Annotated in this window: 14 protein-coding genes; 4 read left to right on the forward strand and 10 right to left on the reverse strand. The window is 65.7% G+C overall.

Features of this window, described 5'->3' with window-relative positions; all coding sequences use genetic code 11:
* Window positions 1-75: 75 nt before the first annotated feature.
* Window positions 76-3,228, reverse strand: a complete 3,153-nt coding sequence (locus MNR00_RS15145) for a glycoside hydrolase family 2 TIM barrel-domain containing protein (RefSeq protein WP_241926736.1) — start codon at window positions 3,226-3,228, stop codon at window positions 76-78.
* Window positions 3,225-4,457 carry an ROK family transcriptional regulator gene (locus tag MNR00_RS15150; RefSeq protein ID WP_241926737.1) on the reverse strand — a complete coding sequence of 411 codons (1,233 nt, stop codon included), beginning with the start codon at window positions 4,455-4,457 and terminating at the stop codon, window positions 3,225-3,227. The genes MNR00_RS15145 and MNR00_RS15150 overlap by 4 nt, the downstream gene beginning before the upstream one ends.
* A gap of 197 nt (window positions 4,458-4,654) precedes the next feature.
* On the opposite strand from MNR00_RS15150, the gene MNR00_RS15155 reads away from it, so the two are divergent.
* The 4 genes from MNR00_RS15155 (at window position 4,655) to MNR00_RS15170 (ending at window position 9,161) form a co-directional block, all read left to right on the forward strand.
* Window positions 4,655-5,965: an extracellular solute-binding protein gene (locus tag MNR00_RS15155; protein WP_241926738.1), complete on the forward strand. Its 1,311-nt coding sequence runs from the start codon at window positions 4,655-4,657 to the stop codon at window positions 5,963-5,965.
* A 91-nt stretch (window positions 5,966-6,056) separates the two neighbouring features.
* A complete protein-coding gene (locus MNR00_RS15160) occupies window positions 6,057-6,977 on the forward strand; it encodes a sugar ABC transporter permease (RefSeq protein WP_241926739.1) in 921 nt (306 codons plus the stop codon).
* A complete protein-coding gene (locus MNR00_RS15165; RefSeq protein WP_241926740.1) occupies window positions 6,974-7,891 on the forward strand; it encodes a carbohydrate ABC transporter permease in 918 nt (305 codons plus the stop codon). The genes MNR00_RS15160 and MNR00_RS15165 overlap by 4 nt, the downstream gene beginning before the upstream one ends.
* The gene (locus tag MNR00_RS15170; RefSeq protein WP_241926741.1) at window positions 7,872-9,161 is read left to right on the forward strand and encodes a Gfo/Idh/MocA family oxidoreductase; all 1,290 of its coding nucleotides are present in this window, start codon (window positions 7,872-7,874) and stop codon (window positions 9,159-9,161) included. Before MNR00_RS15165 ends, MNR00_RS15170 begins: the two co-directional genes overlap by 20 nt.
* Window positions 9,162-9,228: 67 nt before the next feature.
* On the opposite strand, the gene MNR00_RS15175 is transcribed toward MNR00_RS15170, so the two are convergent.
* From MNR00_RS15175 to MNR00_RS15210, 8 genes are all read right to left on the reverse strand, one after another.
* Window positions 9,229-10,431, reverse strand: coding sequence for a Gfo/Idh/MocA family oxidoreductase (locus MNR00_RS15175; RefSeq protein WP_241926742.1), 1,203 nt, complete (start codon window positions 10,429-10,431; stop codon window positions 9,229-9,231).
* Window positions 10,432-10,434: 3 nt separating this feature from the next.
* A complete protein-coding gene (locus tag MNR00_RS15180) occupies window positions 10,435-11,286 on the reverse strand; it encodes a carbohydrate ABC transporter permease (protein ID WP_241926743.1) in 852 nt (283 codons plus the stop codon).
* 4 nt (window positions 11,287-11,290) lie between these two features.
* The gene (locus MNR00_RS15185) at window positions 11,291-12,220 is read right to left on the reverse strand and encodes a sugar ABC transporter permease (RefSeq protein ID WP_241926744.1); all 930 of its coding nucleotides are present in this window, start codon (window positions 12,218-12,220) and stop codon (window positions 11,291-11,293) included.
* Window position 12,221: 1 nt separating this feature from the next.
* Window positions 12,222-13,493 (reverse strand): sugar ABC transporter substrate-binding protein, encoded by a 1,272-nt coding sequence (locus MNR00_RS15190; RefSeq protein ID WP_241926745.1) that lies wholly within the window; start codon window positions 13,491-13,493, stop codon window positions 12,222-12,224.
* A 135-nt stretch (window positions 13,494-13,628) separates the two neighbouring features.
* Complete coding sequence (locus MNR00_RS15195) at window positions 13,629-14,729, reverse strand: LacI family DNA-binding transcriptional regulator (protein ID WP_241926746.1); 1,101 nt, start codon at window positions 14,727-14,729, stop codon at window positions 13,629-13,631.
* Window positions 14,686-17,802, reverse strand: a complete 3,117-nt coding sequence (locus MNR00_RS15200; protein ID WP_241926747.1) for a glycoside hydrolase family 2 TIM barrel-domain containing protein — start codon at window positions 17,800-17,802, stop codon at window positions 14,686-14,688. Before MNR00_RS15200 ends, MNR00_RS15195 begins: the two co-directional genes overlap by 44 nt.
* A gap of 182 nt (window positions 17,803-17,984) precedes the next feature.
* A complete protein-coding gene (locus tag MNR00_RS15205; RefSeq protein ID WP_241926748.1) occupies window positions 17,985-22,814 on the reverse strand; it encodes an Ig-like domain-containing protein in 4,830 nt (1,609 codons plus the stop codon).
* Window positions 22,815-22,929: 115 nt separating this feature from the next.
* Window positions 22,930-24,357, reverse strand: a complete 1,428-nt coding sequence (locus MNR00_RS15210) for a right-handed parallel beta-helix repeat-containing protein (protein ID WP_241926749.1) — start codon at window positions 24,355-24,357, stop codon at window positions 22,930-22,932.
* Window positions 24,358-24,379 lie beyond the last annotated feature (22 nt).

Here is a 24,379-nt window from a genome sequence, read left to right on the forward strand (position 1 = left end):
CCAGGCTTAAACGTTTATGCGAGAAGGTAGCGAACCCTCCTCCCAGAGTCAAGGAGGGTTACGCCGGGCGAGGTGTCAGTCGGGCAGAGCGCCGATCCGCGCCACGATCGTCCGCGCCTCGCTGCTGAGCATGTCGCTCGGCCAGATGTCGGGACCGCACGAGCGGGAACCGATTCCGTTCTGCGCTGCGTCGAGGTAGAGGTGGGTCGCGGCCGGTTCGGGCAGCTCGAACGGATGCCGCGCCTGAGCCAGCTCCTGAGCGGTGTGGCGCGTCAGAGTGAATCCCGGGCGGCGACCGAGCAGATCCGCCGGCAGATCGAACATGACACGCGGGGCGCCGTCCTGCGTCAGGATGAGCTCACGCACGTCGGAGCGATGTCCGGTCTCCTGCGGCCGTGCGTAGGGTGCGCTGAGCCCATCGACGTCGGACGAGAAGCGCCCCACCGTAACAGCATGATCCGTGTCGGGGTAGGACTCACCAGGACCAGTGCCGAACCACTCAGCGCCGTCGACGCTCGCAGGCAGGTCGATCCGGATGCCGAGCCGCGGCCAGATGTACGGCCAGTCCGCGGTCGGCTCGAAATCGAACCGCACCCACAGATCTCCGCGATGGAGCTGCCACGTCTCGGTGAGCGTGACCGCATGCCGCGAGTTGGGCGGCGCCCACCGCGTTCGCGTCTGCAGTCCGTTCGCGAAGGTATCGACCGACTCGACACGTCCCCTGAGCAGGTGCAGGTAGTCCTGCTCCCACACATCGGCGTGCGGAGGGTCGATGGTCGCCCGGGCGTAGTCGACCGGAACCATCGGGTCGTACTTGGTGGAGTCGACAGCGCCCGCACCGCGGTCGTTGTCGGTCGGCGCACGGAACAGCTCGCAGCGCACGGGACCGGTCGGCATTCCCGCCAGCGATGTGAGGCGTCCTCCGACGAAGGATGCCGGCCCGAGCGTCGTGCGATGCACGCCGACGACCGGCGTCGTCGCCACCGGCGGTCGGGGTGCGACGGCGCGTGCTCGGTCGTGCACGCTGCGTGGGGTCAGGTCGAACTGCGTGACCGACAGGACATGCCCCGCCGGCGCCCAGGGCAACTCGGTCTCGTACTGCGCCTCGATCGTGACCCACGTCTCGCCGCCGACGGCCGGTTCGGGAACCGGCATCGTCAGCATCCGACGCTCGCCCGGCGCAAGCGCGCCCCGAGGGGTGTCGGCGGCGTCCGACCCCGGCAGGACCGACAGCAGCACGGGCTCACCGGATGCGGGAGCCCCGTCGATCTCCACGCAACCGATGAACCGCACCGGCGCGATGGCGACGCCGGCGTGCCCGCGCACCTCGACGCTCAATTGCCCATCGCGCACCGTGGGCTCGCCGAACTCGACCGGCGCGACGACCGCCGCGAACTCGTGCAGCCCGGGGCTCGGTGACCCGTCTGAGAAGGTGAGCCCGTCGAGCACGAAGTTGCCGTCATGGACGAGTTCGCCGAAATCGCCGCCGTAGGCGAAGTACTCCTCGCCGTCCGGTGTCGTGTGTCGGATGCCATGGTCGCGCCATTCCCAGACGAAGCCGCCGTGGAATCGCGGATGGACACGACTGCCGTCGGCGTTCCGTGCGTGCACCAGCGCTTGATAGCGGGCGAGTCCGCCCGGCCCGTTGCCCATCGCGTGCGCGTACTCCGCCATCAGGAAGGGTCGGGTGCGCACCCGGGCGGCTTCGGCGAAGTCCGTGGCCCACGGCGTCGACCCGTCATCGCCGCAGATGCTCTGCACGTCGGCCACCGACGTGTACATCCGCGAGTAGACGTCGGTGTAGCGCCCCTGGTAGTCGCCCTCGTAATGCACCGGGCGCTCGGGGTCACGCGCGTGCACCCAGTTCGCCGCCGCCGCGAGGTTGTCCCCAGTGTGCGACTCGTTGCCGAGTGACCACATGATCACGCTCGGGTGATTCTTGTCGCGCTCGACGGTGCGACGCATCCGATCCACGACCGCGGTGCGCCACTCCGGCTCGCCGCTGGGGTTGCCGGCCCACTGCACGGGTTCGGATTTGCCGAAGGCGTGCGATTCGTAGTCGTTCTCGAGCAGGACCCAGAATCCGATCTCGTCCATCAGATCGAGGACCCTCGGATGCGGCGGGTAGTGCGCCGTGCGGACCGCATTCACGTTGTGCCGCTTCATAACGTGCAGCTCTTCGCGCACCCAGTCCTCGTCGAACACCCGTCCGAGGTCGGGGTGCGTCTCGTGCCGGTTCACACCGTTGAAGATCACCTGCGTCCCGTTGACTCTGATCTCGCCGTCGACGATCTGCACGGTGCGGAAGCCCAACCGCAGCGAGATCGCCTCGCGCGCACTGGCGACGGTGGCGTCGTACAGCCTCGGCACCTCGGCCGACCACGGCTCGACGGAACCGATGCGCACCGGCAGCACGTCGTCAGCGGTGGCCCAGCTGACATCGACGCCGAGCTCCGGCATCCGCAGTCGGATCGGAAAGGCCCGCTCGTCAGCGGTCAGCTCGGGCAGAATCTCGCCGGCGCCGCTGTGGTGGTCGAACGCCGCACGGAGCCAGACGTCCTCGATGCCGCCGACTGGACGCGCCTGAACGCTCACGTCACGGAAGATGCCAGGCAGATACCACTGATCCTGGTCCTCGACGAAGGTCTGCGCCGACCACTTGTGCACGCGCACAGCGATGGTGTTCTGCCCTGGCCGTAGGGCAGAGGTGACGTCGAACTCCTGCGCGAGGCGAGATCCGACCCCGACGCCGATCTCGATTCCGTTCACCCACACCCGGTAGATCGACTCGACCCCGTCGAAGCGCAATGCCACAACCTCGAATCGGGCAGGATCCAGCCATTCGCCGGGGACCTCGAACGTGCGCCGATGGTCGCCGGTCGGATTCTCGTCCGGTACGTGCGGCGGATCGATCGGGATGCTCAGTTGGCTGTTCGTGTACTCGGGCCACCCGAACCGGCCGCCACCGGCCATCACCCAGTGGCCGGGCAGCTGGATGACGCTCCAGCCCGAGTCGTCGAAAGCCGGGTCGGCGATCGCTTCGTCGTCCTCGCCCTCAGGAAGAGCGTCGGGCGCGCCAAGCGCACCGGGCGCTCCGGCCAGCAGCCGAAAGCGCCATTCGCCGTTGAGGGAAAGGGTCGGGGCATCGGAGTGCAGCCAGGAACGGGCCGGGCGACGCGCGCCTGTTCCTTCGGTGATGGCCGTGACGTAGTCGGCGGAGCGGATCATTCGAGGCGCTGCACTTTCTGGACAGGGGCGAGCGGGTTCGCGAACAGGGACTCTTCGAATTCGTTCAGCGCGAGGCGCACGGCACCGAGCGCGACCGCGCTCTCTCCCAGTGGGGAGACGGCCACCGTCGGCTCGAACACGCAGACGTCGGAGAGGGTCGAGCGGATCGCCTCAGCCGCGATGTCGCCGGCGAGGATGACGCCACCTCCGACCACGACCACCTCGGGATCAACGGTGATGACCAATCCCTCGATGCCGGTGGCGAACTCCTCGGCGAAGTCGATGACCGCCTGACGAGCACCGGTCTCGCCGCGTTGAGCGGCTTCGAAGACCGTGCGCGGATCGATTCCGAGCATCTCCTCGCGAGAGAGCGCGTCGACGTCGACGCCGGTGAAGCTCGCGAGCTTGCGATAGGCGTCGATGAGTCGGCGACCCGACTCCGGCGGAATCTCGCCGGCTGCCCCGTGGTGCCCGAGTGGCGAGACGCCGCCGATGAGGTACGCCGTCCCGAGTCGCCTGCCCGCATGCAGATAGACGGCGCTGCCGCAGTCCGCCGCCGCCCCGACCCAGTGCTCCGCGAGCACCGCAGCACGCATGTCGTTCACCAATCGCACGGGCACGGGCACGAACCCGCCAAGCATCTCGGAGAGGTTGTGGCCGACCAGCTCGGGCAGCGTGGATCGCACCACGGTGCCATCCGCATGCGCGATGCCGACGGTCGCCGCGGTCGCGGCGAGGATGTCGGTCACATCGCGATCGGCCAGCCGCAGCGCCTCGGCCGTCGCCGTGCGCGCGCCCGCGATCCGCTCGCCGACGGACGCCCCGTGAGCCACCGGATACTCGGCGCGACCGATGATCCGGCCCGCCAGATCGGAGACGAGCACCCGCACCCAGTGCGGCGCGAGGTCCAGTCCCAACACGCATCCGGACTGAGGGTCGAACCGGATCGTGCGCGCCGGTCGTCCGGCTGAGCGCCGGCCGGCCCGCGAGTTCGGTCCGGCTTCGACCAGCCAGCCCTGTTCGATCAACGCGTCGACCGCATCCTCCGCGGTCGGCCGCGAGATGCCGGTCGACTGCGCGATCTCGGTCACCGTGTAGCGACCGTCGCCATCATCGGTGTCAGTCGGCGCGGAATGCAGGAACCGCAGCACCGCGGTGATGTTCATCTTTCGCAGCGCAGAGGGGTCCCCGGCGTACGTGGCTCCCCAGCCGTCATCTTTGATCGACATATAGAAATCTCATTTCTGAATCACCTGACGGCTCAGGCGATTCACCAGAGACTAGCGGAAGTCCCGGTTGACAGCATCCCCTCGCCCTGCGACACTACCGAATCAAGAGATTACAAAAAGAAATTTAGTAAGTCTCGTGCAGTGGCGCACCCCTTGGACGCCACGACCCCCTCTCAGCACCAAGAAATGAGAATCCCGTGGTTACACAACGACGTAGAACGCGGCTCCTGACGGTCGGCATCGCCGCTGCAGCTGCCCTCGCACTCACCAGCTGCACCGCCGGCGCTCCTGACTCGTCGGGTTCTGACGGCAAGGACAGCGACGTCACCCTGACGTTCCTCGTCTCGGAGTCGCCGAACCTCACCCCCGAGTACTGGGATGCGGCGATCGCGCGCGCATCGAAGGAAGTTCCCGGCGTCAAGATCAAGAAAGTCGTCGGCGAGAACACCCCCGCCTACGCACAGCAGCTGTTCGCATCGGGCCAGGCACCCGACATCTTCGCGGCCGGCATCGCGAACGGACTCGCCCAGAAGGGGGAGCTCGCCGAATACACGCGTGAGGAGCTGGAGGCGGCTGGCATCACCGATTTCACCTCTGGCACCATCAACGGCAAGTTCTACGGCGTCCCCACCGGCGCTCAGGCCATCCCACTGGTGTACTACAACAAGGACCTCTTCGAGCAGGCCGGCATCACCGCGCCTCCGGCCACGTACGAGGAGCTTGTCGCCGACGCGGCCAAGCTGAAGGCGGCAGGCATCGCTCCGTTCGAGATCGGCGGCGGCGGAGAAGACACCTGGGCCACGGTCCTCACGCTGAACGCCCTCGTCGCGGCAGATGTTCTCGTTGCCGACCCGGAGTGGTTCCTCAAGCGTGAGAAGGACGAGGTGAAGTTCACCGATCCCGAGTTCGTCAGCGCATCCGCCAAGGTGGCTCAGCTGGTCAAGGACGGCTTCTCCGACAGTGCCGGCATGACCCGCAGTTACACCGACCTCGAGCAGGCATTCGTCGACGGCAAGGCCGCGATGTACCCGATGGGCTCGTGGTTCACCGCCGCGGCAGACAGCAAGGACATGACCAACATCGGCGTCTTCGGCTGGCCGAGCGAAGACGGCAAGCCGGCTTTCCCGGTGGTCACCGGCGCAGGCATGAACGTGAACGCCAACTCCAAGAACGTCGATCTCGCCAAGAAGTGGGCTCTCGCGTTCTCTGTCAACACGGAGAACCTCGACTCCACGGTGATCACGGACGGCGCGATCGTGACTGTGAAGGGCTACACGATCCCTGACGGTGTCGGCGGTCTCTACAAGCAGATGGTCGACGCGTATGACGCAGCCGTCGAGGCGGACGCCACCGTTCCGGCCTGGGGCAACATCACCGGCGACGGTGCACTGCCCCCCGGATTCAACGACAAGATGATCGCCGCCAACGTCGATCTGATGACCGGCAAGACATCACCCGAGGACTTCGCGAAGTACCTCGACGAGCAGTACGCCGCCGCGCAGAAGTAAGCGCAGCCCCAGAAGAGAGGGGGACGGACGCCGACCACAGTCGGATCCGTCCCCTTCTCACAGAAGACGACCGAGAAGCGAAGACGCACTCATGAGCACCATCCAAACCAAGAGCAGCCCTGCACTGCCCAAGCGCAGACGATCTCTGCACAGCCCCCTCCACTTTCTGCTGTTCGCCCTTCCTGGCGCAGTGCTGTACTTCGTATTCGTCCTGTGGCCATTGCTGCTCGCCTTCTGGTCGAGCCTGACCAACGAAGACGCGTACCGCGCTGAGACGTCATTCATCTGGTTCGAGAACTACGTCAAGCTGTTCACCGACCCGGCGTACCTGCAGGTTCTCGGCAATACCGTTGTGCTCACGATCATCGCGATCATCGTTCCCAACGCGCTGGGGCTCGGCATCGCGATCCTCCTCGATCGCAGCGGCTGGGCCTTCAACGCGATGCGCGCGGTCTTCTTCGTGCCCGTCATCCTCTCCTCGGTCGTCGTCGCGGTGGTCTGGCAGCAACTGTTGAAGGACGACGGACTGATCAACTCGGTGCTTCGGAACTTCACGCCGAATCCCCCGGGATGGCTGTCCGACCCCAATCTCGCTCTGTACAGCGTCGCGGCCATCGTCGCCTGGCAGTCGGTCGGCGTGTGCGTGGTGCTCTACCTCGCGGGCCTGCAGAGCATCCCGAAGGAGCTGCTCGAAGCAGCATCCATCGATGGCGCAGGACCCGTCCGCCGGTTCTGGACTGTGACCTGGCCCCTGCTGGCACCCTCGGTCACGATCATGACCGTGCTCACGATGATCGGCGGCTTCAAGATCTACGACCATGTCAAGGTCATGACCAACGGCGGCCCCGGAGTCGGCACGACCTCGACCTTGGCGTTCGATGTCATTCAGACCGGCCTCAGCGCTGGCGCAGTAGGCTACAGCGCCGCGAAGGCCGCCGTGATGTTCCTGATCATCGCGCTCATCTCGATGGCCTCGATGAAGCTCATGAAGAAGCGGGAGGTGGACCTGTGAGCATCACAGAGTCGTCAGTCGCCACAGAAGAGCTTGTGGCCGAAGAGGTGAGCCTCCCCCGGAAGAAGCGCCGCTGGCGCGGACCGGAGGCCACGGGGGCGAGCCCCGCGCGCACGATCCTCGCACTGGTCGTCACGGCGATCTTCATTTACCCGATCTACCTCGTGGTGCTCAACGCGTTCAAGACGCAGGAGGACATCTACAAGTACCCGGGTGTGCCGGTTATGCCGCTCACGCTGCAGAACTTCCAGGACGTGTTCACACGTCCGGACGGCCTGTTCTGGAACGGACTGATCAACAGCGTGCAGATCACGGTGATCGGCACCCTGGTCGCCACCATCATCGCCGCGATGATGGCCCACTACATGGTGCGATCCTCGAGTTGGTTCGCGAAACTGCTGTGGGTCACGATCCCACTCGGCCTGATGATCCCTGCGGCGACCACACTGCTGCCGCTGCTGCGCATTCTGGACACCTTTGGGATGATCGGGTCGATCTTCGGCCTGATCATCGTCTACATCGCCGGCAACCTGCCTTTCGGTGTACTGGTGTTCAGTGGATTCATGCGCTCGATCCCCAAGGAGATCGAAGAGGCGGCGGCCATCGATGGCGCTGGTCCCATCCGGACGTTCTGGGCGATCGTGTTCCCGCTGCTCCGGCCCGCCGGCGCGAGCGTCATCATCTTCCTCGCGGTCGGCATCTGGAACGACTTCATCACTCCGCTGATCATCCTCGGGCCCGGCAGCGGCACCACTGTCACTGTGGGCATGTACCGGCAGATCAGTCAGTACGTGTCGAACTACGGAGCGGTGTTCGCCTACATGGTGCTCGCCACGATCCCGATCGTGATCCTGTTCATCTTCTTGCAAAAGTACTTCGTGAAGGGACTGGTCAGTGGCGCATCCAAGGGCTGACGACAACGGCGAGACCCGCGACATCCGCTTGGCGGTGGTCGGCGCGGGAATGCGCGGCCACGCCTACGCGACAGAGGCGGCGGCGCTGCCAGGCGTCGAGGTCGTCGCGGTCGCCGAGAAGAATCCCGCCGCGCTGTCACGGTTGCGGCTGCTTTTCCCGGATGCCCGGGTGTTCGACGACTGGCAGGATCTCGCCGCGCAGCCGCGTCTCGCTGACGCGGTGATCGTCTCGCTCCCGGACCATCTGCACCGCGATGCGAGCGTCACGTTCGCCGAAGCGGGATACGACATCCTGTTGGAGAAGCCGATCGCGACCAGCCCAGAGGACTGCGACGACATCGAGAACGCTGCGCTCGCCAACGGTGTCAGCGTCACGGTATGCCACGTGCTGCGCTACACGACGTACACGCAGAAGCTGATGCAGCTGCTCGATGCGGGTGCGATCGGCGAGATCATGCAGATCGAACATCTCGAGCCGGTCGGTCATCACCACTTCGCGCACTCCTTCGTGCGAGGCAATTGGGCGCGCTCCGCCACCGCCCACAGCCTGCTGCTGGCGAAGTCGTGTCACGACATCGACTGGCTGCTGCATGTGATGGGTCGCCCAGTGCAGCGGGTGAGCTCGTTCGGCTCGCTCGGCTACTTCCGCAAGGAGTCGCAGCCGGCCGGAGCGTCCGACCGGTGCGTCACGTGCCCGGTGGCATCGTCCTGCGCGTTCGACGCCGCCCGCTTCTACCGCAGCGGCCTGAACAACCCCGGGTCATCAGAGGAGTACAACGCACTGGTGATGGCGGGCGAGGTGACCCCGGAGGCGATCGACAGGGCGCTCGAGACCGGCCCCTGGGGGCGGTGCGTCTACCTGTGTGACAACGACGTCGTCGACCACCAGACGGTGCAGATGGAGTTCACGGACGGCAGGCTCGCGAGCTTCACGCTCACGGCCTTCGCCGAGGGCAGCAACCGCAAGACCCGTCTGTTCGGCACGGCCGGGCAGATCACGGGTGACGGCCGCATGATCAGCGTCTACGATTTCCGCACGCTGAAGACGACGGTGTATGACACCGATGAGCTCGGCTTCGATGCTGCCGCCGGTCACGGCGGCGGCGATCGGGGCCTTATGAGGGCGTTCGTCTCCGCACTGCGCAGCTCGTCACCGGCGTCCATGTCCTCGAGCATCTCGGCGAGCATGGCCAGCCACCGCGTGGTCTTCGCCGCCGAAGAGGCGCGCCAAAGCGGCGCTGTCGTCACGGTGGCGGTGCCCGCAGTCTGACGAGGTGACACAGAAGCGGCGCCGACGGGAAACCGTCGGCGCCGCTTCTGTGTGGAGATGATTTGCCTCAGCGCGCGGACTGCGCCGCGACGCCGGATCGCGAGCCCGGCTGTCCCTCGTCGAAGTACCGGATGAGCTCAGGGTCGAGCGCGGGCACGTCGCGTGCGCCCTGATCCGTGCGGATCGACTCGGCACCGAGTACACCGACAGCCACAGCCTGGCGCGCCGCTATGGGCGAGGTCTCAGTCGTTCCACCGTCACGGACGAAGCGAATGAACTCGTCGAGCAACAGCGGGTCTGCGCCACCGTGCGAACCGCTGGCCTCGGGGATCTCGATGACCTCGTCTGGCGCACCGAAGCCGGCCTTGCGAGACATCCACACGTGCACCGCATCTCCAGGACCGTCACCGACGTTCTCGAGACGTCCCTTCGTGCCGATCACGGTGTAGTTGCGCCAGTAGTCCGGCGTGTAGTGGCACTGCTCGTACGTCGCGAACACACCGTTGTCGAGCTGCATGGTGACCATGGAGATGTCCTCGACGTCGACATTCGGGTTGACCCCGGTCTGCTCGGTCGGCGGCCAGTTGTCGGTGCTGATCCAGTCGGTCATCATGTCACCGGCGGGCTTGCCGTGCTCAACGTCGCCGTACACCGTCAGACCGCCCATGCCCGAGACGCGCTGCGAGTAGCCGCCAGCGAGCCAGTGGATCACGTCGATGTCGTGCGCACCCTTCTGGAGCAGCAGCGAGTTCACGTGCTTCTGCTCGGCGTGCCAGTCCTTGAAGTAGTAGTCACCGCCGTGGCCGACGAAGTGCCGAGCCCACACGGCCTTGACCGTACCGATCCTGCCGGACTGGATGATCTCGCGCATCAGCGTGACGACCGGCATGTGCCGCATGTTGTGGCCGAGATACAACCGCGCCCCGGTCTGCTTGGCCAAAACCAGCATCTCATCGGCATCCTCGATCGAGATCGCGATCGGCTTCTCGCAGAACACGGCGACGCCCGCGGAAAGACATGCCTTCGCGACGGCGGCGTGCGTGTCGTCTGGCGACAGCACGAACACCGCTTCGACACCTGACTCGAGCATCTCCGCGAGCTGCGCCGTCACCAAAGCCGACGGCACCTGGTCCGAAGCCCGCGCACGCGCGGAATCGGACGGGTCGCAGATCGCACGGACCTCGATGTCGTCCCTCGCCAGGAGGTCGTCGATGAGAAGTGCGCGCACTCCGAAGCCGACGATGCCGACGGGCATCCGAGTATTGCTCATTACTTAACCTTTCGAGCCACTGAAGGCGATGCCCTGGATGAACTGCCGCTGCAGCACCAGGAAGACGATGATCATCGGGAGCGAGCTCAGCAGCGCTCCCGCCATGAGAAGTGCGTCATCTTTCAGACGCAGGTCGGTGAGCAGGCTCAGCCCGACGCTCAGCGGCATCGAGTTGACGTTGCCCGAGACGACGAGCGGCCACAGAAAGTCGTTCCACGACCACAGCGCGGTCAGCACCGTGAGCGCGATGATGCCCGGCTTGGCCAGCGGCATCATGATCTTCCAGAAGATCTGCCATTCGTTCGCGCCATCGAGCCTGGCGGCCTCTTCGAGCTCCATGGGCAGCGTCGCGAAGAACTGCCTCAGCAAGAACGTGCCGAACACACTGAACAGGCCAGGCAGCGCCATGCCCGGAATCGTTCCGACGAGACCGAGCGCGCCGATGATCTCGTACTGCGGCAGCAGGAAGAGCTGCCCCGGCACCATCAGGACTGCGAGGAACCCGACGAAGACGACGTTCTTGCCCCTGAAGTGGAAGCGGGCGAAGCCGTAGCCGGCCATGGTGCAGAAGATGACCTGCCCCGCGGTGCGCATCGCGGTCAGCCAGATCGAGTTGCCCAGCAGCGTCCAGAATGGCAGCGTGTCGAAGACCTTCTCGTACGCGCGCAGCGTGAAGGGGTCGGGGATGATCTGCGGCGGCACTGCGGACGTGCCCGACAGCGTCTTGAACGAGGTCAGCGTCTGCCAGATGAACGGGAAGACCATCACAGCGCTGAGCACGATGAGGATGACGTAGACCCAGACGAGGGACTTCTTGCGGCGATCACGACCAGGCGTGGCCTGGGTGATCATCATGGTCTCACTCATAGTGCACCCACTTGCGCTGGAGTCGGAACTGGATGGCGCTCAGGGCCAGGATGATGATCAGCAGCACGCAGGCGATGGCCGCGGCTGCGCCGAGATCGTTCTGCAGGAATCCTCGCGTGTAGAACAACGACACGAGGCTCTGCGACTGGGCGAGTGCCGGGTTGTTCTGACCGATCATCAGGTAGATGAGGTCGAAGACCTGCATCGAGGCGATGATGCTGAGCACGCTCAGCAGGAACGTCGTCGGCGAGAGCAGCGGCACGATCACGTTCGTGAACCGGCGCACGGGGCCTGCACCATCGAGCTCGGCCGCTTCGAGCAGCGTGTCTGGAACACCCTGCAGCCCGGCGGTGAAGATGATGATCTGGGTGCCGAGTCCCATCCAGATGCCGACGAAGGCGATCACGATGATGTTGACGACAGGCGTGGACAGCCAAGCGACCCCTGGAATGCCGAATACGGCGAGTGTCTGGTTGACGATGCCGTAGTCCACGTTCAGCAGGATCCGCCAGACGAGGGCGACCGCCACCGGCATGGTCACCACTGGCAGGAAGAACAGCACGCGCCACAGTCCGCGCAGCTTCAGCCCCTTGGTGTTGATGAGCACGGCGACCACCATCGCGATCGGCACACCGGCGAGGCAGATGGCGGCGTACATCAGCGTGTTGAACAGTGCCCGGTACATGTCGGGCTCAGAGAAGATCTCGACGAAGTTGGCGAAGCCGACGAACTCTTCACCGCCGAACGGTCCGACATCCTGGAATGCGAGGTACAGTCCGCGGAAGATCGGCCAGATGTAGAAGACGGCCAGCCCGAGCCCGGCGGGCCCGATGAACACAAGTGCCCACCAGGCCCGCCCACGGCTCGACTGCGAGGCTGGTCGCCGTGCGGCTTCGCGGCCGCGCAGTCGTGCCTTTGTCATGTCACTCCTTGGCGAGCAGGTCGTTCATCTCGCCGGCGAGCTTCTTCAGGCCCGCTTCGGTGTCGATCTTGCCGGTGTAGATGTCCTTGATCATGGTCTCCTCGACCGAGACCCAGGCAGCGGTGTTCTTCGAGGTCGGCAGCGGCACACCAGTGTCGGCTGCATCGAGGAACAGTTGAGCATCGATGGTCGGCAGTGCGTCGACCCATTCCTGCTGCGTGCCGTTGAACGCCGGGATCACCGTGGCGGTCTTGGCCTGGATCTCAGCGACGTCCTTGCTGCCCATGAAGGCTGCGAACTTCGTCGCCCACTCCGGGTTGTCGGACTGTGCGGATGCGGCGTTGGCGAGGCCGTGCACGACCGAGGTGTTCTCACCCGAGGGTCCGACGGGCAGGGGCGCGACGCCGATGACGTCCTTGATCGCCTCAGCGCTGCTGTACGTGCCGGCAGCCCAGGAACCATCCCAGAACATGCCCATCTTGCCCGAGCTGAAGGTGTCGCCGGGCCACGTGTCGGTGATCTGCTGCAGGGTCTGCGAGCCGCCGTCGTTGATCAGGTCGACCCACAACTGCACGCCCTCGGCGGCCTCGGGGGTGTCGTAGCCGGACTTCTTGCCGTCGGCAGAAATGATCTCGCCGCCGGCCTGAAGGATCGTGTTGTAGTAGGTCATCTGACCGTAGGGAGCGGCGGCGGTGCCGTAGATGCCGTCGCCGAGGCCGCTGATCTTGTTGGCTGCGGTCGTGAAGTCGTCCCACGTCCATCCGGCCTTCGGGTAGTCGAGACCGGCCTGGTCGAACAGCGCCTTGTTGTAGTAGACACCGATTGTGTCCATGTCCTTGGGTGCGCCGTACATCTTGCCGTCGAAGGTGTACAGGTCGACCATCGACTTCGGGTAGTCGCTGGCCTTGACGCCGGCGTCGTCCAGGGGAAGCAGCTGGTCGTTGGATGCGTAGAGCTGGAAGTTCGGGCCGTTCACCCAGAAGACATCCGGGCCGTTGCCGGCCTTGAGCTGAGTCTGGAGCTTGGTCCAGTAGTCAGCGGACGGGACGACCGTGATCTCGACGGTGACGTCGTCGTTCTGCTTCTCGAACAGGTCGGCCGCCTCGCGCAGCGCGGGCTCCTGGTTCTGGTCCCAGATCGTGTAGTTGAGCGTGACGGGTCCGTCGCTGGCCTCGCCGCCGCCGGATGCCGAGGAGCAGCCGGTCAGCGCGAGAGCGGCGACCGTGAACACCCCCAGGGTTCCCATGCCGTATCGGATAGCACGTGACTGCATTTCGTTTCCTTTCCACCGCAACTTCGCGGCAGCACTTTCTTTCCACTGTGAAATCGGACGGGTGCGGGGCAGGGACCCTGCTTAACCGATTATGCAGACTCTAACAAACATCCGATGGCTGAGCAACGCGGGATGTCAGCGCGACGATCCGCGGACGAACAGAGTCGGTTCCAGCTCGAGAAGCCGGTCCACAGGCGTGTTCTCGTCTCTGGCCCGCTCGAGGACGAAAGCCACGATCTTCTCCCGCATGTCGCGCGCGCCCACTGAGCTGATGTCGGCCTGCTCTGCCTGCCGCGAGTCGCCGATGCCAATGACCGCGACGTCTTCCGGGACGCGCAGTCCCAGTTCGCGCGCCGTCTGCACCGCAGCGAACGCCACGAAGTCGGCCTCGGCGAAGATGGCCGCGGGGCGATCAGGGCGGTCCAGCAGCACGCGCGCCGCGCGATACGGATCAAGAAGATCGCGTTCATACTCGACGACGTACCCCTCGGGCACCTCGTGACCCGCCTCGCGCATCGATTCCAGATACACCTGACGCCGCAGACTGCCCTCGGGCTGCCCCGACTCGGGGATGGATGTGAGACAGCCGACGCTCGAGGTGCGCTCAAGCAGGTGGCGCATCGCGATCTGCGAGGCACCACGCTCATCGAAGCGCACGACATCGAATCCGTCCGGATCCAGAACCGACGAGTACACCGCGACCTTGCGCGCCAGCGGCCCGAGCTCATCGCGCCACTCCGTGTTGTCCGTCGCCCCGACGGCCACCACGAAGGCAGCGTCGAACTCGCTGCGCGCGAGTGCCGTTCCGAAGTCCGAGTCCATCGCGATCAACGTCGTCCAGCCCTGCGCAGGGGTCCGCTCGCTGAACGCCTCGGCGATGCTCAGCGTCCACGGGTCGTCCAGCATGTGCAGCACGAGCTGGATCACGCCGGTCCGGCCTGTGCGCACCGAGCGCGCCATCCTGTTCAGCCGGTACTGCAGGTCGGCGGCGGCGTCCCGCACTCGCTGCGCCGTCTCATCTGAATAGCGGGCGCCCTCGCCATCCGTGCCGGAAAGCACATACGAAGCCGTCGCGATCGAGACACCGGCGCGCTCTGCGACGTCGCGCAGAGTCACGCGCGTCGCGCGTTTCGTCCCTTGAATGGCCATCAGATCAGAGCATAGCCGTGCCCGCGCGCCGGACTGCGCGATATCACGACGCCGACCGGACGCGCACGACGATCGATCTCGCTTCACTGCGCAGCATGTCATCCGGCCATACGTCGGGTCCGCACGACCGCGAGCCGATCCCGTTCTGGGCGGCGTCGAGATAGAGATGTGATGCGGTGGGCGCAGGCAGCTCGTGCGGATGCCGGGCATCGGCCAGCTGCTGGGCGGTGTGCCTGGTCAGTGTGAACCCCGGGCGGCGACCACGCGGATCCGCGAACGCGTCGATGTGCACGCGCGGTGATCCACTTTCAGCCAGTGACAGACTGCGCAGGTGCGAACGGTGCCCACTCTCCTGCGGGCGCGCGTACGCAGTGCTCAGGTCGTCGATTCCGGCCGTGAACCGCCCGACGCGGGCGGCATGGTCGATGTCGGGGTAGGACTCCCCCGGCCCGGTGCCGAACCATTCGGCACCGTTAACGTCCATCGGCAGGTCGATGCGGATGCCGAGTCGCGGCCAGATGTAGGGCCAGTCCATGGTCGGCGCGAAGTCGAACCGCGCCCAGAGATCGCCGTCGTGCAGCTGCCAGGTCTCGGTGAGGGTCACGGCGTGACGCGAGTTCGGCGGCGACCACCGACTGCGGGTCTGCAGCCCGTTCTCGAACACCTCCACTGACTCGACCCGACCCGCGAGCAGATGCAGGTAGTCCTGCTCCCAGTAGCTCGCGTGCGACGGTTCGGTGGACAGGTGCGGCTGCTCGACGGGACGCGTGGGATCGTGCTTGGTCGAATCGTCGTTGCCGACGCCCCGATCGTTGTCGGTGGGCGCGCGGAACAGCTCGCAACGCACAGCCCCCGCGGCCAGCCCGGCGAGCGAGGTGAGTCGCCCGCCGACGAAGGTGGCCGGGCCGAGAGTCGTCGCGTGGTCGGCGGATGCCGGGGTGAGCGTGCGCGGGACGGAAGGGCCACCCTGCAGGGCGAGCCCCGCCCCGCCAGATCGGGTGAGGTCGAATTGGGCGGATGCCACGATGTGACCGACCGGTGCCCACGGCAGCGCGACGGCGTGCTGCGCTTCGATCGTCACCCAGGTCTCACCATGACCGGACGCGCCGGGGACGGGCATCCGAATCTCGCGGTGCTCGCCCGGTGCGAGCGGCGAAGTCGATTCGAGCACCACCGGCTCGCCGACGCGCACGCCGTCGACTTCGACGCGGCCGACGAATCGCAGCGGCGCGACTGCGACGCCGGCGTGGCCGCGCACGCCGACGCGCAGCTGGCCGTCCTCGACCACATGCGACCCGAACTCGACTGGCGCGATGACCGCGGCGAGTTCGAGCAGTCCTGGGCTCGCGGTGTCGTCAGAGAAGACGAGTCCGTCCATCACAAAGCTGCCGTCGTGCACCTTCTCGCCGAAGTCGCCGCCGTAGGCGAAGAACTCCTCGCCGTCGGCGGTGGTGTGGCGGATGCCATGGTCACGCCATTCCCAGACGAAGCCGCCATGGAAGCGGGGGTAGACGCGCGATCCGTCAGCGTTTCTGGCGTTCGCCAGCGCCTGATAGCGGGCGAGCCCACCCGGTCCGTTGCCCATGGCGTGGGCGTACTCCGCCATCAGGAAGGGGAGCGTGCGCACGCGCGCCGACTCGGCGAAGTCGGCTTCGTACACGGCGGAGGCGTCGTCGCCGCAGATGCTCTCGACGTCGGCGACTGAGGGGTAGAGACGTGAGTACACGTCGGTGTAGCGCGCCTGGCGATCGCCCTCGTAGTGCACGGGGCGCTCAGGGTCGCGAGAGCGCACCCAGTTGGCTGCTGCTGCCAGGTTGTGCCCGGTGTGCGACTCGTTGCCGAGCGACCACATGATCACACTCGGGTGGTTCTTGTCACGCTCGACCGTGCGACGCATCCGGTCGATGATCGGCTCGCGCCAGGCGGGATCGTCGCTGGGGTTCTGCGACCACTCGACCGGCTCCGCCTTGGCGAAGGCGTGGGTCTCGTAGTCGTTCTCGACCATGACCCAGAATCCGATCTCGTCGATCAGATCGAGTACCCGAGGGTGCGGCGGGTAGTGCGCGGTGCGGATCGCATTGATGTTGTGCCGCTTCATCATGTGCAGGTCTTCGCGAACCCAGTCCTCATCGAACATGCGCCCGCGATCGGGGTGCGTCTCGTGCCGGTTCACGCCGTTGAAGATCACCTGCGTGCCGTTGACGCGGATCTCGCCGTCGACGACTTGCACCGTGCGGAAGCCCAGCCGCAGCGAGATCGTCTCGCTCGCGCTGGCGACGGTGGCGTCGTACAGCCTCGGCGACTCGGCCGACCACGGCGCGACCGCGTCGATCCGAACCGGTCGCACGTCAGCGGGGGTTGCCCAGGTGACGTCGATCGCGAGCTCGGGGAGGTGAAGCCGGATCGGGAAAGCGACAGCATCCGCCACCACCTCCGGCAGCACCTCACCGCCACCGGTGTCGAAGTCGAACGCCGTCCGCAGCCAGACGTCCTCGATGCCACCCACCGGGCGCGCCTGCACACTCACATCGCGGAAGATGCCAGGCAGATACCACTGATCCTGGTCCTCGACGTACGTCTGCGCCGACCACTTGTGCACGCGCACGGCGATGGTGTTCGCCCCCGGCCGCAGCTCTGAGGTGACATCGAACTCCTGAGCGAGGCGCGAGCCCGTGCCCACGCCGACCTGCTGCCCGTTCAGCCAGACCCGGTACAGCGATTCGACCCCGTCGAAGCGCAGCACGACCGCCTCGAAGCGCTCCGCATCGAGCCACTCCGCCGGCACCTCGAAGACGCGCCGGTGATCGCCCGTCGGGTTCTCATCGGGGACATTGGGCGGGTCGAGCGGGATGCTGAGCTTGGCGTTCGTGTACTCGGGCCACCCGAAGGCGCCGTCTTGGCCGAGCACCCAGTGCGAAGGCAGTTCGATGTCGCCCCAGCCGGAATCATCGAAGTCCTCAGCGGCGAACGCTTCGGGAGCTTCACCGGCGGGCAGAATCCCTGCCGCGCCGAGGGATCCCGGAACACCAGGCAGAAGCCGGAAGCGCCAGGCCCCGTCCAGCGACAGTGCCGGCGCATCGCTGTGCAGCCAGGATCGCGCGGTCCGACGCGCCCCCTCGCCCGAACTGACAGCTGTGATGTACGCGGGAGAGTGGGACATCTGGCCTCCTTGGCCCTCGGTGTGCGGAATGCTCTTGCGGGTGCAGAGGCGACTCGATGCTTAAACGATTATCCCGTAGGTTCGCGCCGTGGTCAAAGACAGCGCACGGCCCCCAGCACGCCACAGCGCCCGGCGCCGCTCAGAGGAGCGACACCGGGCGCGGCGTTCGTACCGAGGTGCGCCTACGGAGCCCCCACCGTGACGATGGCCACGGCCTTCACCAATGCGCCGGCGACCGTTCCCTCCACGCGGAACCAGCCCGGCTGCGAGACGCTGTCAGCTGACACCGGCTCCCAGTCGACCGTCGCAGGCTCGACAGTGCCGTCGGAGTACACGGCACCCACCTGGGCGGGCAGAGTCGGCAGCTGCCCGACGACTGTGCTTGCGCTCACTGCGGAGAAGCCGACGACGCCCCGGTCGACCTGCGGTCCGTACACCTGGAACTCGGCAAGCCCGGTCTCGCCGCCCATCGACACGTTGTCGATGGTCTTGTTCGGGTCGATCGTGAACTTCAGCCAAGAGGTCGTGATCGGCTCGTCGAAGGCGATGATGTTGTCCGGCTGCCCGTCCCACTTGATCCCGGTGACCATCTTGCTGCCACCGTCCCACTCCAGGAGCCCCTCGCCGATCTCGTTGACGGGGTGACCGCGATCGATCAGATTGACCCGATCGACCTGGATGCTGCTGGGGAAGGTCAGCGTGATGGACGGCGTCGCGTCAGCCTGCTTCGAAGCCCACGAGGTCGACTTGTCGTCATCCGTGGCCTTCGGGCCGAGGTAACGGGAGTCCTGATCGTTGCCGTTCGGATTGCCGTTGCGGTCTCGCACCGACGAAACCGTGACCTGAGCGAGGCCGGCGAGATTGTCACCGGTGGCCGTGATCTTCGCCGGCGCGGACTGCACCTCGACTCCATCCAGGGTCGCGACGACCTGCACCGTGGCTTCGAAGGAATCGGTGATCGGCTCCTTCAGCACGATCACGCTGCTCCCCGGGACCACCTGCAGCCGATCGTCGCTGAACCGATACTCGACGTCGGCGCCTGCCAGGTTCGCCTTGTCGCCGGTGTTCAGCACGCCGTCGACAGTTGACACGATCGGCGCGCCCGCACGAATCGTGTCAACGCTGAGTTTCAGATCGACCGAGGTCAGGAAGGTCGCCAACGAGATGCGGCCGTCCTTGTCGACGTCCACGTACAGGTATTCACTGGCGTGATACCCGGCCCGAGTGGCGTTCACCGTGATCTTCGCCCTGCCTGGCGCGACCGCCGTGATGACGCCGTTCGCGTCCACAGTCGCCACCTGCGTGGCTGCGCTGGTGTAGGCGAGGTTCTTCTTGCCGAGCTCGATCGCCTCGTCGAGGAACGACGCGCCCTTCACCTGGATCGCCGCGGTCTTGCCGTTGTCCGCCACCTTGGCGTCAAGCGTGATGCTCGCAAGCGCCGTCAGGTCGCGCAGGGAGTGCACCTGCACTTCCAATACGTCGATCGGGTTGCCGTTCTGGCCGCCCTCGGGGAACGACACCCGCACGTAGCGCGCCTGCACGCTCTTGTGGGCAGGGTCGACCGGGTAGTTGTAGTACAGCCCGTCCTGTTCCCAGCCGTAGAGGGTCGTGTCGTTCTTCGGCACGGCCTTGGTGTTGCGCGACGTCGGCAGCCCGCCGCCGGAGAGCTCCGTGGTCTCGGTTCCCGTCGTCCACGTCTGACCGTCCTTGCTGTACTCGATCTTCACCTTCTGAGGCGCATTGAAGTACGTGACGTTGTCGGCGTTCGGCATCCGGTGGTTGAAGAACACGTTCACCCTGGTGAGATCCTGCAGCGACTTCAGGTCGTAGGTCAGGCTGCCGGATTCTCCGGCCGGCACGACCCACTTCGATGCATTGCCGCCGGTCTTGTCATTGATCACGCCGTCCGACAGTCGCTTGGCATTCGCCGCATCCGCCGACACCTCGGGCGTGATCCCTGCTGCGGCATTGCTGTCCGGGATGACCGAGACGAAGTTGCGCGTTGAGGTGTGCTTCTTGCCGTTGACGGTGATGTCAGCCCAGTAGGCGTACATCGTCGACTTCTCTACGCTGCCATCGACAGTCAGCACACCATCGGCGACGGTGAACGGAACCTTGTCGGCCGACACCTCGTCGATGACGATCTTGCCCGTCGGGTTGTCCCGGCGACCATCGACCGTCGCGTAGTGGTACGTGACGTCCTCGGCGCGTGGGATGTCGATCTGACCGCCCTTCTCGGTGTAGCCGTTGAAGTCGACGGGAACCTGCTGCCGAGCCTGGAGCTCCTTCCAGAACTGCGCACCACCCGTGCTCATCTCGACGCCGACCAGCGGCAGATCAGGCGCGATGACGCCGTCGCTGACGACGACCGGATACGTGTCGGTCTTCACCTGCGCTTTGTTCACACCATCCTTGTACGTCGAGGTGACGGTGATTGTGGCGGTGCCGTCCTTCTTGCCCCGCACCTCGCCCTTGGCGTTCACCGACGCGATGGACGGGTTGTCGCTGCGGAACTGCACCTTCGCCGGAGCCAAGACGTTGGTGTAGTCATTCAGATAGCTCTCGGCCCGCAGATCGAGGATGTTCGCCTTCTTCTGCGTGCTGAAGGTCTTCACCCCGGTCAGCGCGTAATTGCGTTCCTTGCTCTTGGTCGTGACCTTGATCACCGTGTCGATCGGGTCGGTTTTCACCTTCGACGTGTCGATGTCGACGTAGTACTTGCCGTCGACCTTCTTCGTCGTGAATCGCAGCGACTTGCCTTCATTGAGCCACTCCACCTGCTCCACGTCGTGGGTGAAGGGACCGATCTCGTCCATCGAGTCCTGGCCTGCGAAGCCGGCCTTGGCGGTGCCGTGGATCTGGTTCTTGACCATGTGCAGGTACACGAACTGATCCCGTGACATGGCGTAGCCCCACTCAGGGCCCTGTCCGAACGCGATCGCCTTCTGCGGGTCCTCGAACCAGCCGGGCTTGAGGTCGTAGTCCAAGGTGTAGGGCGTCGTGCCGTACAGCGATTCGCGCAGATCGGGGCCGTCGGAGTTGTCCATCCAGCCCACGATCGACTTGCGCATGTCGGACAGCTGCTGCGACGAGATCGGCACCATCGAGAAGATGTTGGTGTTGTCGAGGTTGCTGCTGAGGTTGTCCATGCCGCGACTGACCGTGACCGATGAGTCGTAGTTCATGACATAGCCATGGCCGTACTGGTTGATCATCTCCTTCGTCGCCTCGGCCCAGTCGTCACGCTCATTGCCCTTGGCGTACTGCGTCCAGACGTCCAGGGCGGTCGTGTAGGGGTCGTTCCACTCCTCATGCGCGGTCTTGCGTCCCTGCTTGAGGATGCCGTTGACCCAGCCGCCCTCGTTGTAGGGCTCGGCGTTCCAGAACGGACGCTCGTGCAGCGTGATGTCCTGGTCGCCGGTCTGCGCATTCGGATTGGCATCGATGAGCACGCGGTCGTTGTAGTTGCGCGCCGAGCTCCATGCGATGTCGGTGTTGGAGTAGGACTCCGGACCGCCGTCGGCGAACAGGTACCAAGGGTCGTAGCGCTCCACGAGGTCCTGGATGTCGGTCTCGAGAATGTCCCGACCCTCGTACTGTGACGACAGGTAAACGCCGAACTTCAGACCTTGACGCTCTGCGGCCTCCTTGGCCTGCTGCACGCGGTCGCGCACCTGCCAGCTGCCGCCATCGCCCTGTTCGAGCGCGCCGTACTTGAAGTTCTTGTTGCCATCGGTCGGCGAGAGGTTCGCATTGGACGAGGGCCAGTAGTAGACGGTGTTCTGGATGGTCTCGGTGGAGAGCATGGTCATGCCCATCTGCTTGGCCCGCAGCGCCCACTCGTCGTAGTTGTAGTTCGGGTCGTACAGGTTCGGCATGGTGCCGGTCGTGTGCGACAGCGCAGACATCTTGCCGTCGATGAACCAGTCGACAGGGTTCTTCTTGACGGTGATCGCGTACTTCTGTGTGGCCGTCGCGCCGTCAGCATCCACCACCTTGACGGTGAAGCTGTAGTCCTTGGCGTCCTTGCCGTGCGCACCGTCGGCGACGGTGCCCTCGATCCGACCGTCGGACGCCAGTGTGAGCCCAGGCGGGAGGTCGCCTGCGCTCACGCTCCAGGTGTACCCAGGTGCGCCGCCGGCGGCCTGGAACCTGAACGCTGCCGCTTCGGGAGCGATGCCGGAGGTGTTCGGCTTGCCGTCGAGAGTCGCCTTCATCGCGACGTAGGGGTTCTCGTCGTAGGCGATGGGGAGGACGTTGCCCGGGTACTCGTTGGCGGGGACGGCGGCGTTGCGCTTCTCGAACGCCTTCTTGTCGATGTCGAGTCCGCCGGTGACGATCGCCAGCTCGTCGCTGTCCGTCACCGAGTAGGTCAGGTCGGGCACCTCGTTGCCGCTGTTGTCCGAGATCCGCGAGTAGAAGCCGAGGTAGTTCTTGTTCGCGCTCGGATTCTTGTGCTGGATCTCGAGCACCAGCTTGTTCCAGCCGGCCTTGAGATCGACGGCGTAGCGCGTGCCGGTCTTGCTCACGCGACTGGGCACCGAGGTCTGGGCGCCGACCTGCGCATCATTCGCGAAGAGGCGGTAGATTCCGGAGCCACCCACCTGCCACTGCACGGACTGGGCCCTCGGGCTGTAGACGTATGTGGCTGCCAGCACCCACTTGTCGGCTGTGGGCTGGCCCTGCTTGACGTCGAAGTAGCCCATCAGGTCGTTGTAATCGTCGTAATTGCGGTTGAAGATCCGGTCGTCGAAGTACTGCCACTCCGAATCATCGGCTCCTGGCCCGTCGAATTCGGCGCCCAGCACCGGTGTGACCCCATCCGGAGCGTCAGCCGCCACTGGATTCGCGAACGGGCCGGAGACCAGCCACTGGTTCAAGTAGGGCGCGGTGCCGCCCGTCTGCATGGCGGAGGCCTGCTGCGTGGGCAACACGCAGCCGACGGCCACGACTGCTCCGACCGCGAGGATCCCGGCAGCGCGCTGCCTGATCATCCGTGAGTGTTTCGTCATGTTCCTTCTCTTCTTCGAGGCGTGCATGCGTTGGATCTGGCTTAATCGTTTATGCATTTAGAGAATCGATTAAGCACGGTTCCAAGAGACAGAGTGGCAACGATCGGCGTCGCCGTCAAGAGTCGGAGCGCTCTGTTTCACCGCGCTGCCGCGCACCGCGTTCTCGCCACACCGCGACCTGCCCCACCACCGCCGGCTCGAACGGCCCGGGACTGACGTGCTCCCCGCGCGCGGCGCCGAGATAGTCGAGGTCCATCAGCGAACCACCGGCGTACCCCTGCCGCGGCACCACAGCATCCGCCATCGCCTCGACATCCACCCGCGGAACGGACGTCACCCACTCAGCCCGAGATTCCAGCGCAAGCTGCCACGAGCCCCGATGAACCTCCAGCGCTACCGCCAGATCGCCCTCGTGCTCGTGCCGGCCGCCCGTGGTGATCACGACGTTGCCCGAGAACGTGCACGGCAGCTCCGCCGCGGCCTTGTCGTACTGCGACAGGTCGACGCGCTGGCCGAGGATGTTGTTCGCCCAGTGCGCGTCGCCCACCGAGCACAGCCTGCGCATCTCGACGAGGTCGGTGGCGTGGGGCACCAGGTACGGCGTCTCCCGGTCGTCATGGCGCACATCCAGCTCGCCGAGCAGGAGGTTGTGCGCAACGAGCATGCCGCGCGAGTTCGACAGCCATCCGCGGCGCGAGAGCAGCAGGTTGTTCGCGACCACGATCGGGCCGTGGCTGACCTCGGTGAAGAGGTCCCGGTAGTTGTCGTGCAGCAGGTTGTCCGAGATCTCGGCGCCCTGGGCCATCCAGTCCAGCCAGATGGCGGCAGGCTCCCCGCACCGGTGCAGGTGATTGCCGCGGATGACGGTGTCGATCGCCCCGTGCAGCTTGATGCCCGCCATCTCGGCACCCGACCAGATGCCCTGAGCATTGCAGTCGTGGATCTCGTTGCCCTCGATCGTGCTGAACGCGCAGCCGAGCGAGCCGACGATGCCGACCTGGCCGCAGTGGTGGATGCTGTTGCCGCGCACCAAATGCGAGCCGATGGTCTCGCGCGACCAGCCGTCCCGCTCCAGGGCGTCGGAGATCGTGTCGTAGTAGCCCTCGGTGGTGCCCCGCTCGCCGTCGAACTCGTCTCGGTTCTTCGCCAGCGCGATGCCCGCGCAGCGCGAATAGCTGATCTCGTTGTCTTCGATCACCCACCCGCGGCTCCAGTACGCGGTGACGATGCCTTCCTGTCCGGCAGTGGGCGCCACCCAGTTCGTCGCCGCGTTGCGGATGTCGAATCCGCGCAGCGTGATGAAGTCCACATGCTCGGCCGTCGGAGTGAACACGGTCGACCGCACCGACACCTCGACATCGGCGACGTTCGGGTCTACCCCCGCTGGGAACCGGGCCGTGACCGTCGTGGCGCCCGCGGGGTCGTATTCTGCGGGGTCGAAGGCTGCATGCCCCCCCGACGCCGTAGACGACCGGCACGGGTCGCTCCACCAGTCCGTCGACGACCGCGGTCCACCCCAGGCCGCTGCCGATAGCCAGTGCATCCGCCGTCGCCACCTCAGGCAG

It is taken from the genome of Microbacterium sp. H1-D42 (assembly GCF_022637555.1).
Lineage (GTDB): Bacteria > Actinomycetota > Actinomycetes > Actinomycetales > Microbacteriaceae > Microbacterium.

What these genes read in the sequence shown, in the direction of transcription:
- MNR00_RS15145 (WP_241926736.1), bottom strand. Translation starts at nt 3,228, where the DNA reads ATGATCCGCTCCGCCGACTACGTCACGGCCATCACCGAAGGAACAGGC.
- MNR00_RS15150 (WP_241926737.1), bottom strand. Translation starts at nt 4,457, where the DNA reads ATGTCGATCAAAGATGACGGCTGGGGAGCCACGTACGCCGGGGACCCC.
- MNR00_RS15160 (WP_241926739.1), top strand. Translation starts at nt 6,057, where the DNA reads ATGAGCACCATCCAAACCAAGAGCAGCCCTGCACTGCCCAAGCGCAGA.
- MNR00_RS15175 (WP_241926742.1), bottom strand. Translation starts at nt 10,431, where the DNA reads ATGAGCAATACTCGGATGCCCGTCGGCATCGTCGGCTTCGGAGTGCGC.
- MNR00_RS15180 (WP_241926743.1), bottom strand. Translation starts at nt 11,286, where the DNA reads ATGATGATCACCCAGGCCACGCCTGGTCGTGATCGCCGCAAGAAGTCC.
- MNR00_RS15185 (WP_241926744.1), bottom strand. Translation starts at nt 12,220, where the DNA reads ATGACAAAGGCACGACTGCGCGGCCGCGAAGCCGCACGGCGACCAGCC.
- MNR00_RS15190 (WP_241926745.1), bottom strand. Translation starts at nt 13,493, where the DNA reads ATGCAGTCACGTGCTATCCGATACGGCATGGGAACCCTGGGGGTGTTC.
- MNR00_RS15200 (WP_241926747.1), bottom strand. Translation starts at nt 17,802, where the DNA reads ATGTCCCACTCTCCCGCGTACATCACAGCTGTCAGTTCGGGCGAGGGG.
- MNR00_RS15205 (WP_241926748.1), bottom strand. Translation starts at nt 22,814, where the DNA reads ATGACGAAACACTCACGGATGATCAGGCAGCGCGCTGCCGGGATCCTC.
- MNR00_RS15210 (WP_241926749.1), bottom strand. Translation starts at nt 24,357, where the DNA reads ATGCACTGGCTATCGGCAGCGGCCTGGGGTGGACCGCGGTCGTCGACG.